Genomic DNA, 13,546 nt, shown 5'->3' on the forward strand with positions numbered 1-13,546 from the left:
AGAAGTAGATTGTCTAAAGATTATTACTGGGATGAAGAAGTAAATAATGCAATTGAGGAATATGTTTTTAACAAATATCTCAAAGAATATGAACTGGAAAAGCTATATCGAGAAAAGATTCATTCAGTATTTAAAACAGCTGCTGAGTCTATAGTCTATAGAAATGGATACCACAGTTCTAGTAAATTAAGCGGAAGAGAACTTGTTCAAGAAGGTATAACATGGGCTTATAAATTACTTAGAAAATCAAGAGAGCATTCTGATGCAGATAAGTACTTTGATCCTGAAAAGGGCAAATCCTTTTCCTACTTCTCTTGGTGTGTTAATATGAGAGTGCTACAGGTTGTTAAGAAACAGCGAAAAAAGAATCTCAACAATCTATCTGTTAATGTGGCTCCAGGTAATTATGATAGCGATCAATATTGGGAGAATCGTATTCACCGTGAATCGCAAATTGAAGTATCAAATATAGATGACATAGAGCGAAATGAATTCCAAAAATTTGAAGAGCAATTTAAGTCATACGTCAGAGAAAATTTAGAAGACTTATGGGTCAAAGACGATAAAAGGAAAGCTGCAAAAGCTTTTCTACGATACATTGAAGAAGAAAATATAACTGAATTTCATAATGGTGATTTTGATGCTATCAGAAGTAAAGTAGAATGCAACGTTAAAAACAATACATCTTACACTAACGTCAGAAAAGATTTACTAAAAATTTTTGACAGGCTTAAAAGAAAATGGGAAGAGGACGGAAAAATATCTAAGGATACAATCATTTGGATGAGAGAACAGAATTGGCCCGGTAGCCCTTCAGATCAAGAAATGGAAAAGATCACAGAAGACTACTATGAGTTACAACGAAAAAGAGGCAATTTGTAATGATTAACAGAGAAGAAAATTGGTAAGAGTATCAGTAGATGTGAGAGACGGTGATTTCGAGAAAGCGTTGAGCATATTTCAAAGTAAGGTGAAAGAGAGTGAGATATTATTCGATCACAAACAGTCCCAGAGATTTATACCCAATACTAAAAAACGACAAGATGCTGAGCACGCAGCTCGTAAGAGAGAAGAAGCTAGACCAAAGGAATATCCCGGTAAGAAGTTAGGAGAATAGTAGTGCCTAAGAATTTAACTGACTTACGTAAACAACAAGAGAAAAGTGTTGGGAAAACTGTAAGAGAAATCAGTTCTGGATTCTATAACACTTACAAATGGAAGAAATTCAAAGAAGAGTGTAGGAAAGAGCAAAGAAAAATTGATGAACTAAGAGTTATAGATGTTTTCGAGAAATATGATGACATCTCTTCAGGAGATCTTTATCAATTCTTAACTGATCCTAAGCAGTATCCATTGTGCAAACATTGTTTAGAATATGGTGCTATCAGTATTGGTAATGTTTTAGATCATATTGTTCCTATCAGAGACGGTGGTGCTAAACTGAGTAAAAGTAATGTTCAGTTCCTATGTCACGACTGTCATGCTGTGAAATCAGGTAAAGAAGCTCATTAAAAATTATCCGCTCGCTTTTTGTTAGCGACTTTCTATGTATTAGTGGAACTGTTAAAAGTGACACACAAAAAGGAGTACTGAGGTGAAGGACAGATATTATGTATATGAAACGAGAGATCCTGTAACAGGTGAGTATTATATAGGAAGCAGAGATTGTAAAAGTAGTTGGTATGGTAAAAAAAGTATCACAAATTTAGCTGAATTAGACATAGGATATTCTGGATCATTTAGATCTTGGGTCCCTGAAAATCAGGATAGATTACTAAAGAGAATTCTAAAGAAAGGATTTAATTCTCGTGAGGAATGTATAGAGTATGAAGCTGAGTTGATCGAAGATTGTATTGATGATCCTAAGAATCAAAATTATTACATACCAAACAAAGGGTTTTATACAAATAACTTAACTGGTTCAGCTCATCCTAGACATGGTAAAGAGCCGTGGAACAAAGGAAGAGAACGCTCAGAAGAAACGAAAAGAAAATTAAGTAAAGCTTTATCTGGAAGAACGTTTAGTGAACGAAAAGGAAAAAATAATCCTAATGCTAAAGCAGTCAGATACATTGAGTCAGGTAAAGAATTCGATACAATAACGGATGCAGCTAAATACTTTAATTATAGTTTATCTTCTGTAAGTGATCATTGTAATGGGAAAGTAAAAGCAAAGAAATTTGAATTCGTAACTGAGGAATAAGGTGATAAATGATGAAGAGTTAAAACGGAAGAAAGAACGTTGGTTAGAGATTTTGAATGATATTCTAACTAGCAAATACAGTGAAGAAGAGTGTGCTGAGATATTAGAGGAAATGCGATCTCAATTGACAAACTACTCAGCAGAACAATACAGAAAAGTTGATAACAGAATAGACTTATCAGCTAAAGAGAAACTGAAACAACAATTCGAATACCTAGAGGGAGAATAATGGGAGTACATCTAAATAATCTAAATCAATCGTTCATGACTAACTTCCTAGTACAAAAGTTAGAACAAAGTAAACTAAAGCATATGTCAGTAGAACTACAGGATAATGGTAAAGAGGTGATAACAATAGAGATAGGTAGTAAAAGCAAAGAAATGTCTAGAGAACAAATAACTGAAGAGCTAATGAAGATATCAGAGAAAGAGAGTGAATAGTAATAACCAACAAAACAGTAATGAAGTAGGTTGGCTTACACTCCTTTACCAAGGAGTTGAATACTGCTTTGAAACCCTGACAACTCTGTGTGCAAGTGTATTTCTGCTGACAGCAGCAGTGTTCCTTATGGCTGAGTTGTTTGTGGATGTTGCAGTGCCAATAACTTATTCAATATTGCTAATGGCTGGTGCAGTGTTGAGTGTAGGATTGAAGAAGCTGTACAATTACGATTTTAATGCTAGGGGCCGAGGCGATAGCATAAAATAGATTTTGTAAGATGCTTCTTAATGAAGATTTTATAAGTACTAGTCGTTTCATGATGTTACCTCATCATGGCCAACAATGGGCCCCACATTTTTGCCGGTGTGGGGCTTTTTTATTTCTGGCATTCCGTTCATACAGAAATATGATGCTTTCAACAAGTCTAGCTAGTTTTCATTTCAGTTCTCTTATCAAAGGTTTCAGAATTAAAATTTGAAAATCTTATTAATAACTTTTCTTGTGATTTTCCAAGGGCGAAAATGAACATTCGACACGTTATCCCTAATAGACTTACACAAAGCACTATAACCATCATACTTAGAATGATAAGCTACGGCACCTGCTTCTTTCATAATCTTAATATATTGTGTTTTACTACTTGCTGAAAATCCAATTATTACTGCCTGATTGTTATTGGCTATAATTTTCTTAGTGGCTTCAATGCCATTCATGTTTGGCATCTCGATGTCCATTAAAATAACGTCAGGAGAAAATTCTATAGCAAGCTTAACTGCTTCTATTCCATCCGATGCTTCACCAACTACCACCATATCATCTTCTATTTCAAGCCTTTTTTTTGTGGCTTCTCTTAGTATCGAGTCATCATCTACGATCAGGATCTTAATAAGGTGTGCCAAAGTACAGTAGATTTTTTTAAGGGTTGGGTACTTATATGATGAAGCAATGGTATTGTTCCAAAAACCTGTAATATTAAAGTCATTAGTTGTGTAATGGATATATTACAAGCTTTATGGAGCCGATAGATACTAGATGATCACTTCTTTTTTATAATATTAATTTTTTAAATTTCTCTAATTATTTGACTGGCAGATAGTTATAGAAATATATTCCATTGTAAAATGCAACTAAAATCACTAACGGACAAGTATGTAATTCAGGAAATAGTTATTAGATAACCGATAGAAAAACTATTATTAAACCCACTTGGGTTTAAAAGCTTCCTACATTTCATGCTTAGCAGTCACAGGTTACTGTCAGTATCTCTATTACGTCTCTCTTTTATCCAATCTGGAACTTGAACAAGTTTATATCGTGGTGGAGAAGTACGACCTCTCACCTGAAATCGTGATACAAATTCAGGTGTTCCTTTGCCAGAAGTCTTCTTTTCTTGATCCGGGAACAGCTCTATTTGATTGCAATTTTCCATACTTAATATAGTAACGGAGTACTCTGTCAAATCATGTCAGGTCAATATAAGATGTCACAATGACTTGGTTATTGAGCAACTTACTATAATGAGCTTATTTGGTAAATATCCTGAAATTACTACCTTAAATTAGTTTATAAATATTATAATTATTTAATATTAGTAATTATTTAAATTTTTATGCAAAATCCCTTGACCACCGACAGGTATGAAATAAAAATTGCTCTCGTTTATTTCCTGGTCTCATTTCTTTGGATTTTCTACAGTGATCGTTTAATCAATACAATGATTGAGAATCCAGAGCTACTTCTTTCAATGCAGACTTATAAAGGGTGGTTCTTCGTGTTAGCTTCTGCTTTAGTACTGTACTTTTTTATTCGACGAGATGCTATAAAGCTAAGAGATAGGCGAAAGAGAATTATAGAACTTCTCGAAAAAGAAAAAAATAATCGCAAACAAGTTGAAAAAGAGAAAGAAGAACTGGAAGAGATTCTTTTAGAAGCCCCTTCTGCGATTTGTATTCTTGAAGGACCTAGTCATCGGTTCACTTATGCTAATGATGCATATCAGCAAATGGTAGGTAATCGTGAGCTTATAGGTAAAACAGCCAAAGAGGCTCTACCGGAATTACAGGAGCAAGGATTTTTTGATTTACTAGATAAAGTTTTTAAAACAGGACAGCTACATAAAGGCTATCAAGTGCCCTTTGAGGTTCAACATGGTGAAAGGAAAAAAACTTACTACCGAAATTTTTTTTATAAGCCGTTAACTAATGAGAAAGGAGAATGTACCGGAATTTTTGTTGAGGCTGTGGATGTAACAAAACAAGTTAAAACCTATAAGGAACTGGAAAAGTCGAATCAGGAGAAACAACTACTCCTAAGTGAGTTACACCACCGGGTTAAAAACAATCTGGCTCTTATCGCTGGATTTATCGAGCTTGAGTTGAATGAATATCAACAAAGTTTACATGCAATTCCGCTTGAATCCACCCGCAACCGAATTTTTATTATTGCCGAAATTCATGAAATCCTTTTTCAACAGCAAAGCCTTAAAGATATTCCATTTCATAGTTTCCTGAATAGTTTGCGAGAGATTCTATTCAACAGTGAAGAAAAATTAGAGATTAAATCCAGTGAGTTGGAGCTTAATATTAACCAAGCTGTTCCTCTTGGTTTAATGATTAACGAAATACTATCCAGACTTAGTAATGGAAATGGTGATCGACTTTGTGATGGAATAAAGCTGTCTTTGAGGATTAATGATAAAAACGAAGTAGCGATAGAGTTACATATTCAGCGACTTGATCAGCAGGTAAAAGAAAAGCTAATACATCCAGAAGAACATCTTCCTGCCAAGCTTATTCACGTACTTACCCGACAATTAGAAGCTGCTATGGAATACGTAGAGGAAAATGATAAAGATGTTTTCAAAATTCGATTCCAAAAAAAGGATAAAAAGGGAGCGTCTAGCAACATATAAACTACTCAAGAATAGTAGAAAGAAGAATGAGGCATGGGAAAATCACTAGTAACAGCCTCTCTTAGAAATCTTCACCACCCTTTCTTTTTTTTGTCAGAATAATATAACCCGGCCAAGTTTACGGAAATCACTAATATTGTGAATTTAAAATATCAATAAACTCATTTGTTCTAATTCTTCTCTGGATTTCTCTTTCGACTTTACCCCGTAAGATTCTAGGAGAATCTTGAAATTCCTTTCTGAATCCACAATTGTCGCAATCTATAAATGAGTTATATGAGCCCATCCTACTGATATTATTCTCAAGGACGGGTTGATAAGCACATTCGGGACATAATGGGATCAGATCTACTATTTCACCATAATTCCATCTCCATTGCCAATCAATTCCGAAAATGTTATCCCTTCTATACAATTCATATTCAGGTTGATTTTCTGAATCACTTCTTAAAAGTAGAAATAATCCCAGTACACCAAATCCAAAAGATAGGAGTAATAATAAACCAAATAACCAAACTGATATAGAGAAGGTATAGGTGAGTCCAGACCATATCGAGGAGAAAATTGAAGTAACAAAGTTCCAAACTTCAACATCGAGTAAGACTTCAAGTATTATACCACCTATTACAGTACCTGCTACTGTTACTATTAAGGAATTTCGCAGTGTATTTTTCTTGCTCATTGAAAATGTTTTATTGACAATTTTAATTATTTGAGGATTGTAAATTGAAGCTGAAATAGCAAATACGATCTTTGATTTGTATTTCATTTCAAGAGTGTAAAAAAATAACCTACCCAAGTTCTATTTCTGAGATATTTACTATGTAGAAAAAAGAGCAATGAGAGCAATGTGATGAAAAATATCTGGAACTACTTAAAATACATTCTTCTAATAATCGGTTCAGTACTCGGATACATCTTCATCTCCAATCGCAATATCGATGAAGAGATCAAAGAGGTTGACAATAAGATTCAGGAGAATAAGAACAAGGAAAAAGAGCTCAACAAGAAGATCGAAAAGAAGAGAGAGCAGATTTCCAATACAGATTCAGATATCGATAAAACTGAGAAGGAAATCAAAGAGACTCAAAATGAGCTCCATCAAGTGAAGAAGAAGGTTGAAAAAGAATCCATTAAAAAATCAGCTAAAGAGAAAGCGAAATATCTTAAAGAGTTTGCTAAAAAGAATGGTTAAAAAAGCACTTCTCATATCAACATTCCTACTCTTACCATTACTAGGATTCAGCCAATCAAGTGACAGCACGTTTTGCTTCACTGCTACAGAGATAGATTCACTTTATTCAAAGGTAAGAACACTGCAAATAAACGATTCACTTAAAACGATTAAGCTGAGACAGCAACATACTTTAGTTACCAGGCTTAGAAACCGAATTTCACAGTCTGACAGCTTAATATCCCTTCAGGAGAACCAAATTGACTTGCTTAATAAGAGAGTAGAGTTGAAAACCGAAAAAGTGGATCTACTAGAAAGCAAGATCAGAAGGAATCGAATCAAACATATCTTAATTGGTTCAGGAACAGGAGTTCTTATAGGTGTGCTGATAGCTCAATAAAAAAATAATCCACCCAAGTTTAGTCTCTGAGATATTTATAGACAGACAATTAAGAGAGAAAACCTATGATAGAACTGAAAATGAAAGAGGTACCAACAGCACCAGATTTCTTAGATGAAATTGGAGCAGAATACTTCAAATCATATTGCAAAAAGCTACTTCAGAGAGGCGATCTTGATAAGACAATCATATCAAGAGTAGCAGTTTTAGCTTGGAACGAGCAATGTATTTATGATCTGGTAAGTAAAATGCAGAAAGAAGGACTCACCTACCAAGCAGGTGGTAAGAATAGACGTTCAGGTTACCATACTACTTACGAGAAAGCAATGAAGGACGTGAAAGATTTAAGAAAGGAACTTCAGCTTGCTCCAAAGTATGAGCCTGAAGAAGCAGGTCCTTTAGGTATTGGTCCTCCTGGAAAGAATTAAACTTAGAAGCGGAATTAGTGTAGTCTGGAAACACGGCTGACTTCCAATCAGCAGCCACCAGTTCAAATCTGGTATTCCGCACTACTCATTAAGAGAGAAGTTTATTGTCGCAATTCTATGAAATGGGAATCCCGGAAGCGGATTCTTATTGCAAAGCAGTACTTGATGACGAGATACCTACAAATAAGTGGGTAAAAAAAGCGGTTGAAAGAAACCAGCGTGATCTTGCTAGACAGAATGATGATGATTTTCCTTTCTATTTCAATCCAAAGTTAGCAGAGCACTTCTTCAATTTCTGTGAAAACTACGTTCATCACTATGAAGGAATTTTTGCAGGGAAACCATTCTACTTAGAACCTTGGCAGAAATTTATACTTGGTTGCATTTTCGGATGGCTTAAAAAGGAAAAGATAGCTGGTAAACATATCAGGAGATTCAAGCAGGCTGATATTTTTATCGCTAAGAAGAATGGTAAGTCATTCATGGCTGCTGCAATAGCATTGTATATGCTTTACTGGGATGAAGAACCAGGAGCCCAAGTATATTCGGTTGCTAAGAATCAGAAACAAGCATCTGAACTTTCCTATAGAGCAGCTAGAAATATTATTCAGAACTCAAATAAGCTATCACCTTATTTCAAGATCAATAGATCGACAGCTGATAGGAAAATAGAGTTCCCTGACAATGATGCTAACTTCAAACCACTCCCTTCTAAACCTGAATCTACTGACGGTTTTAATGTTCACTGTGCAGTATGTGATGAGATTAAAGACTTAACCGATCCAGAGATTCATTCAATTCTTAAGGATGGTACAGCTGCTAGAGTAAATTCATTAATTCTGAATATCACTACAGCAGGACCTAACACAAATTCACTTGGTTTTGAAGTACAGAGAGAGGCAGAAAAAGTACTCTCTACTGAAGTCGAAAATGATCAACGGTTCTGTATCATCTACGGAATTGATGAAGGTGATGAAGAGAATTGGGATAAAGAATACGTATGGAAGAAAGCCAATCCAAACTACGGTGTATCAGTTCGTAAAGATTACTTTAAAACAGCTATTAAAGAAGCTAAAGGTAATCTCAGGAAAAAGAATGATTTCCTTACTAAGCACTTAAATGTTTGGGCTCGCTCTTCTAAAGGATGGATGGATATATCAAAATGGGATAAATGTGAAACAGACGTATCCATTGAAGACGTAAAACATCTGCCGGCAATTATTACCATTGACCTTTCCAGTAAACTTGACTTAACAGTAGTACAACTGACCTTTTTTGAAGGTAACTCATTAGGTAATCTGACATTCTATCCATTTACATTCTCATTCGTTCCAGAAAAAAGGCTTACCAAAGAGAGTGGAGAGAATACTGACAGGTATTTTACTCAGATGAGAACCTGGAACGATGAAGGATTTATTGATACAGCTGGTATAGAGTCAATTGATCAAGATGTGATTAAAGAAGATGTAATTGAATTGTTCAGTAAGTACAATATTCAGGCTCTAGGATATGACCCTTCAGAAGCTAATCTATTCATTACTCAATTACAGAAAAGAGGAATTCCAGATGAGAAGCTGATCCAGATATATATGTCTCACAAGAACTTTTCTGAACCGATGAAAAGTTTGGAGGCAATGATCTTAGATCAACGAATTCAGCATAACGGAAATCCAGTTCTGAGGTGGTGCATTTCTAATACAAATGTTAAAGAGAATTCAAAAGAACAAATCCGTCCAATAAAGCTCTCCAATGACGAAAAAATTGATGCTGCTGTAACTCTGATTATGGCTGTATCTACATATATATGGGGAGTTGATAATGCTGAAGTCCAACAAATAAATCCATACGCTCAGAGAGCAGAAGCTGAATTGGAAAGCAAAAATGAAATTGAAGGATATCAAGAGAAAGAGAACGATCAATTCAGTAATGGACAAGACTTACATCCGTATGCAAGACGAGCTATGAAGGAATTAGAAAAAACGGGTTAGAAGCGTTTAAACACAAGTGGGATACATAAGATAATAGTAAGAGAGAAATTAAATGGATAAAAAATTTAAAGAGAAAGTTAAGAGTAGAAAATTAATTGCAACATTAGTTCTATTCGTCACCATGACAGCCATGCTATTTTATGGTATTGGTGATTTCAGCACTTACACAGAGTTCATGAAATTCCTATTTGGTGCATATGTAGTTGGTAATGTAGGGGAGCATTACAAAGAAGCATTAGAAGGAAAGAGTGAATAAAAATCCTTTCAAAGCACCACGCTAACAATATTTATTTAATGACATGTCAAGAGAGAAGAAACTGAGAAAATGTAATGCCAAAGAATTACTTCGGGCAAGCCCTTAGTGAAATTAAGAATGAATCCACTTCTACATTAAAGGATCCAAAACCGTGGTTGGTTGATGCTATTGGTGGAGGTACGAGTACAGGAATTAACGTTAATGAACAGACTGCACTTACTATAAGTGCTTACTTTGATGGAGTTAATCTTATTGCGAATCACTGTGCCTATCTTCCTTTTTCAGTGATTCAGAAAGATTATAAGACTGGAAATATAACACACAAAACAGATCATCAAGTAAGGGAGCTTCTTCGATACGAACCAAATCATTATCAGAATGCAAGAGAGTTCAAATTTCAAATGACTCTCTGGTTGTTGACCTGGGGAAATGCTTATGCAGTCATTGAAAGAAATCGAAATAATATTGTAGGACTACATCCTCAGAATCCTTGGGATACTGTTGTAAGGCAAGACAGAGAAACAAGAGATGTGTTTTATGATTTTGATAACTATGACAGACCTATTCATTCAAGAAATGTATTGCATTTGAAGCAATTCGTACCTAATGCTGATAAGCTTAAAGGACGATCAATAATTCAGTATGCAAAAGATAGATTCAGCGGCCATATAGCTACTGAAAAATTTGGTGAGAAGTACTTTAAAAACGGTACACATGCTAATGGAATATTGAGTACAGATCAGTCATTAGGATCAAATGAACAAGTGACAAATCTTGCTAAGTCCAAAATCAGGAGAGAATTCACAACTAATCACAGAGGTGATGATAATTGGTTTGAGCCGATCATCTTAGACGGAAAGTTTGAGTATCAAAATTTAACTATTCCAGCTTCTGATGCAATGTTAATTGAACGAATGAAAGTAACTACAGAAGACGTAGCTAGATGGTTAGGTATTCCAGTATCAAAACTCAAAGGTGATCAAAACACTTCTTACAACACACGGGAGTTTGAGTCTTTGGATTATGTTCAAGATGGACTTAAACCAAGACTTAATGTTTGGGAGCAAGAGACTAGAAAGAAATTACTACTCGAAAGTGAAAAGCGTAAGAGCTATGAAACTTTCATAGATCCTAAAGAACTACTCAGAGGTGATCTCAAATCACTAGGTGAATTTTTATCAGCAATGGTAAGTAATGGAATATTCACACCTAACCAAGCGCTCAAGTTCTTAGGTGAAGATACATTTGGTGAAAATGGTGATATCCACTTTATGGATATGAATAAGCAATCCATTGAAGATTATATGGAGAAACTGAATTTCAAGAGAGAAAACGGTGGGCAGTCCAACAATTCTGTAGATGAGCTTATCAAAGCATTGCAGGAATTCAAGAATAAGGAAAACGGTCAGAAAGTAATGACCAACGGACACCACTAATTGAAAATAATTCTGTGAGACAAATCACATCGGAGATATTTATTAGGTGAAAGTTCAGAGGTGAGCAATACCTCTATCAAGAGAGTTTAACACAAGCGTAAATCAAAGATTTGAAAGTCTTTGACCGCATTTAAGAGAGAATTTAATTGAATGAAAACAAGCCACTTCTATTCAATTTAGACATAGATCAAAAAGAGAAAGAAGACGGTAGTGTTGTAGCTGAAGTTGATATTCAGGGAATAATCGGAGAAGACTTCTTTTCTGAAGATAACACTACTAAGCAGGAGATGAGAGAGCAGCTCAAAGAAATCTCTGAAATTGATGCTGATAAAATACTTGTCAATATCAGTTCTTTGGGCGGTGACATTGATCACGGTTTAGCCATTCATGACTTACTAGCTGAGAATGATGCAGAGGTAACTACGAAAGTTAAAGGGTTAACAGCTTCTGCAGCTACAGTAATTGCTCAGGCTGGTGATGTTCGGTCAATGTCAGACAATGCCATGTACCTAGTTCACAATGCTTGGACGATAGGTGGTGGTAATGCTAATGATTTTGAAGCATTAGCTAAAGACCTGAGAAAGATGGATGACCGCATTTCTAATATCTACGCAAAACGCTCAGGTAAAGACCAAGAGACTTTCTTAGAGCTTATGGGAAAGTCAAATGGTGATGGAATCTGGTTAAATGCTGAAGAAGCTGAAGAGTTCGGACTTATCGATGAGATAACAGAGCCAATGAAAGTTGCAGCTGTAGATAAGTCAGTTTTCGAAAATTACGGACTTCCAATTCCAGAAAGTAAGACGGCTGATCTAGAAGAGACTAAAGAAGAATCTACAGAAAAAGTTACAAGCGAATCTGATGCTGGTGAAGCAGATAAGGATTCAGAAGAAAAAGAAACTAACGAAAAAGTAAATCATCAAGAGACTGGCTACAGCGTGGCAGCGCGCGAGCGGACGTTGTGGCTGCTAAATCAAAAGAGAGAAAATTAATGGATAACATTAAGCAAGCAATCGAAGAACGTAACGATGCTTTGGAAACTCTTGAGCGCATCCACAACGAAAATCCGGAAGGAAACTTAGATGAAGATGCCCAAAAAGAGTGGGACGAAGCAGAAGATATAGTGAATGAAAAGAACGCATTCATTGAGCGAGAGAAAAAATTAGAAAATGAAAAAGCCCTCAACGCGTCTATCATCACAGATTGTGAAGGTAGTCAGAAGGAAGAAGTAGCTAAGTATTCATTAATGGATGCTGTTAAGTATGCTAAAGATCCTAATAGCGTTGATAGCAAAGTTCGTGGAAGAATTGAAGAATTTCATCAAGAAGGTAAACGTGAAGCTCGTAATGCTGGCGTTACACTCGAAGGTGGAAGTAACAGTCTTGTAATTCCACAAAAGGTATTAGCAAACAAATTCAGTAATGACTTAACAGTTGGAACTGAAGGTGATGATGTAGTTGAAGATCGATTTGGAAGCTTTATTGATAAGCTGGATGATCGTTTGGTTCTCACATCTATGGGAGCTGATTTCCAATCTGGTTTGCAAGGTGATGTTCCAATGCCACGCGAAACCAATAAAGCTGATATAGTTTGGGAAGGTGAAACTGATCAAACATCTAATGAACACACACCTACATTTGATCAGATTAAGTTGTCTCCAAAACGTGCAGCTGTTTTCACAGATGTATCTAATCAGATGTTAGCACAAACGTCTCCATCAATGAGACAGCGTGTTGAAAATCAGTTAGTAAATGCTGCTCGTAGAGGTATTGAATCAACAGCCCTAACTTCAGCATCAGCAAAAGCACCAAATGGTATTTTGGATACTGGTGTAAATGATAAATCTACTGCTTCAGGATCTGCTCTTACATGGGGTGATATTGTTGATCTTGAAAGTGCAGTTGCAGCTGATAATGCTGATATCGGATCACTTGGATATCTTACAAATGCTAAGGTTCGTGGACAGTTGAAACAGACAGTTAAAGAGTCTGGTGAAGCTACTTATATCTTCGGACCAGGTAATGAAATGAACGGATATCAAGTAGGTATTTCTAACCTTGTTCCATCTGACTTTTCACGAGACGGTGATTCTGATCTTTCAGCTATCATCTTCGGTAACTTCAATGACTTAGTGATAGGTCAATGGGGCGGAATTGAGGTAATGGAAGATCCATATACTCAAGCATTAAAAGGTATAACACGATTGGTTCTTAACCTCTACGTGGATGTTGCAATCTTGAGAGACGAAAGCTTTGCGTACAGAAAAGACGTAAAAACTAGCTAATCTTAGTTAAGGTTAGTTCATAAT

At 35.7% G+C, this 13,546-nt stretch carries 16 protein-coding genes and 1 tRNA gene; 15 read left to right on the forward strand and 2 right to left on the reverse strand.

Going from position 1 to position 13,546, the window contains the following annotated elements; genetic code table 11:
* The first annotated feature begins 9 nt into the window (after nt 1–9).
* The 6 genes from ACT3ID_RS13745 (at nt 10) to ACT3ID_RS13770 (ending at nt 2,644) form a co-directional block, all read left to right on the forward strand.
* Nucleotides 10–882 carry a hypothetical protein gene (locus tag ACT3ID_RS13745; RefSeq protein WP_491542625.1) on the forward strand — a complete coding sequence of 291 codons (873 nt, stop codon included), beginning with the start codon at nt 10–12 and terminating at the stop codon, nt 880–882.
* A gap of 40 nt (nt 883–922) precedes the next feature.
* Nucleotides 923–1,117 carry a 30S ribosomal protein S21 gene (locus ACT3ID_RS13750; protein WP_491542835.1) on the forward strand — a complete coding sequence of 65 codons (195 nt, stop codon included), beginning with the start codon at nt 923–925 and terminating at the stop codon, nt 1,115–1,117.
* Nucleotides 1,118–1,119: 2 nt separating this feature from the next.
* The gene (locus tag ACT3ID_RS13755) at nt 1,120–1,512 is read left to right on the forward strand and encodes an HNH endonuclease (RefSeq protein WP_491542626.1); all 393 of its coding nucleotides are present in this window, start codon (nt 1,120–1,122) and stop codon (nt 1,510–1,512) included.
* An 82-nt stretch (nt 1,513–1,594) separates the two neighbouring features.
* A complete protein-coding gene (locus tag ACT3ID_RS13760; protein ID WP_491542627.1) occupies nt 1,595–2,203 on the forward strand; it encodes an NUMOD3 domain-containing DNA-binding protein in 609 nt (202 codons plus the stop codon).
* A gap of 1 nt (nt 2,204) precedes the next feature.
* Nucleotides 2,205–2,432, forward strand: coding sequence for a hypothetical protein (locus ACT3ID_RS13765; protein WP_491542628.1), 228 nt, complete (start codon nt 2,205–2,207; stop codon nt 2,430–2,432).
* 35 nt (nt 2,433–2,467) lie between these two features.
* Complete coding sequence (locus ACT3ID_RS13770) at nt 2,468–2,644, forward strand: hypothetical protein (protein ID WP_491542629.1); 177 nt, start codon at nt 2,468–2,470, stop codon at nt 2,642–2,644.
* 468 nt (nt 2,645–3,112) lie between these two features.
* Here ACT3ID_RS13770 and ACT3ID_RS13775 read toward each other — a convergent pair whose 3' ends face one another.
* Complete coding sequence (locus ACT3ID_RS13775) at nt 3,113–3,544, reverse strand: response regulator (protein ID WP_491542630.1); 432 nt, start codon at nt 3,542–3,544, stop codon at nt 3,113–3,115.
* Nucleotides 3,545–4,359: 815 nt separating this feature from the next.
* On the opposite strand from ACT3ID_RS13775, the gene ACT3ID_RS13780 reads away from it, so the two are divergent.
* The gene (locus tag ACT3ID_RS13780; protein ID WP_491542631.1) at nt 4,360–5,556 is read left to right on the forward strand and encodes a sensor histidine kinase; all 1,197 of its coding nucleotides are present in this window, start codon (nt 4,360–4,362) and stop codon (nt 5,554–5,556) included.
* A 130-nt stretch (nt 5,557–5,686) separates the two neighbouring features.
* Here the strand turns inward: ACT3ID_RS13780 and ACT3ID_RS13785 are convergent, their stop codons facing one another.
* The gene (locus ACT3ID_RS13785; RefSeq protein ID WP_491542632.1) at nt 5,687–6,238 is read right to left on the reverse strand and encodes a hypothetical protein; all 552 of its coding nucleotides are present in this window, start codon (nt 6,236–6,238) and stop codon (nt 5,687–5,689) included.
* Between the two features lie 171 nt (nt 6,239–6,409).
* Here ACT3ID_RS13785 and ACT3ID_RS13790 point away from each other — a divergent pair, with 171 nt between their 5' ends.
* The 8 genes from ACT3ID_RS13790 (at nt 6,410) to ACT3ID_RS13825 (ending at nt 13,522) form a co-directional block, all read left to right on the forward strand.
* A complete protein-coding gene (locus tag ACT3ID_RS13790; protein ID WP_491542633.1) occupies nt 6,410–6,751 on the forward strand; it encodes a hypothetical protein in 342 nt (113 codons plus the stop codon).
* Nucleotides 6,752–7,195: 444 nt separating this feature from the next.
* Nucleotides 7,196–7,558, forward strand: a complete 363-nt coding sequence (locus ACT3ID_RS13795; protein WP_491542634.1) for a P27 family phage terminase small subunit — start codon at nt 7,196–7,198, stop codon at nt 7,556–7,558.
* Between the two features lie 8 nt (nt 7,559–7,566).
* Nucleotides 7,567–7,639 (forward strand) — tRNA-Gly (locus tag ACT3ID_RS13800).
* A gap of 23 nt (nt 7,640–7,662) precedes the next feature.
* On the forward strand, nt 7,663–9,546 hold the full coding sequence (locus tag ACT3ID_RS13805; RefSeq protein ID WP_491542635.1) for a terminase large subunit: 1,884 nt from the start codon (nt 7,663–7,665) through the stop codon (nt 9,544–9,546).
* Nucleotides 9,547–9,598: 52 nt separating this feature from the next.
* Nucleotides 9,599–9,802: a hypothetical protein gene (locus tag ACT3ID_RS13810; RefSeq protein WP_491542636.1), complete on the forward strand. Its 204-nt coding sequence runs from the start codon at nt 9,599–9,601 to the stop codon at nt 9,800–9,802.
* Between the two features lie 74 nt (nt 9,803–9,876).
* Nucleotides 9,877–11,238, forward strand: a complete 1,362-nt coding sequence (locus tag ACT3ID_RS13815) for a phage portal protein (RefSeq protein WP_491542637.1) — start codon at nt 9,877–9,879, stop codon at nt 11,236–11,238.
* Nucleotides 11,239–11,384: 146 nt separating this feature from the next.
* Entirely contained in the window at nt 11,385–12,230 is an 846-nt protein-coding gene (locus tag ACT3ID_RS13820) for a head maturation protease, ClpP-related (RefSeq protein WP_491542638.1), read from the forward strand.
* Nucleotides 12,200–13,522 carry a phage major capsid protein gene (locus tag ACT3ID_RS13825; protein ID WP_491542639.1) on the forward strand — a complete coding sequence of 441 codons (1,323 nt, stop codon included), beginning with the start codon at nt 12,200–12,202 and terminating at the stop codon, nt 13,520–13,522. Before ACT3ID_RS13820 ends, ACT3ID_RS13825 begins: the two co-directional genes overlap by 31 nt.
* The last annotated feature ends 24 nt before the right edge of the window (nt 13,523–13,546 follow it).

It is taken from the genome of Fodinibius sp. GM108 (assembly GCF_058386985.1).

What these genes read in the sequence shown, in the direction of transcription:
- ACT3ID_RS13810 (WP_491542636.1), top strand. Translation starts at nt 9,599, where the DNA reads ATGGATAAAAAATTTAAAGAGAAAGTTAAGAGTAGAAAATTAATTGCA.
- ACT3ID_RS13780 (WP_491542631.1), top strand. Translation starts at nt 4,360, where the DNA reads ATGATTGAGAATCCAGAGCTACTTCTTTCAATGCAGACTTATAAAGGG.
- ACT3ID_RS13795 (WP_491542634.1), top strand. Translation starts at nt 7,196, where the DNA reads ATGATAGAACTGAAAATGAAAGAGGTACCAACAGCACCAGATTTCTTA.
- ACT3ID_RS13790 (WP_491542633.1), top strand. Translation starts at nt 6,410, where the DNA reads ATGAAAAATATCTGGAACTACTTAAAATACATTCTTCTAATAATCGGT.
- ACT3ID_RS13785 (WP_491542632.1), bottom strand. Translation starts at nt 6,238, where the DNA reads ATGAGCAAGAAAAATACACTGCGAAATTCCTTAATAGTAACAGTAGCA.
- ACT3ID_RS13815 (WP_491542637.1), top strand. Translation starts at nt 9,877, where the DNA reads ATGCCAAAGAATTACTTCGGGCAAGCCCTTAGTGAAATTAAGAATGAA.
- ACT3ID_RS13770 (WP_491542629.1), top strand. Translation starts at nt 2,468, where the DNA reads ATGACTAACTTCCTAGTACAAAAGTTAGAACAAAGTAAACTAAAGCAT.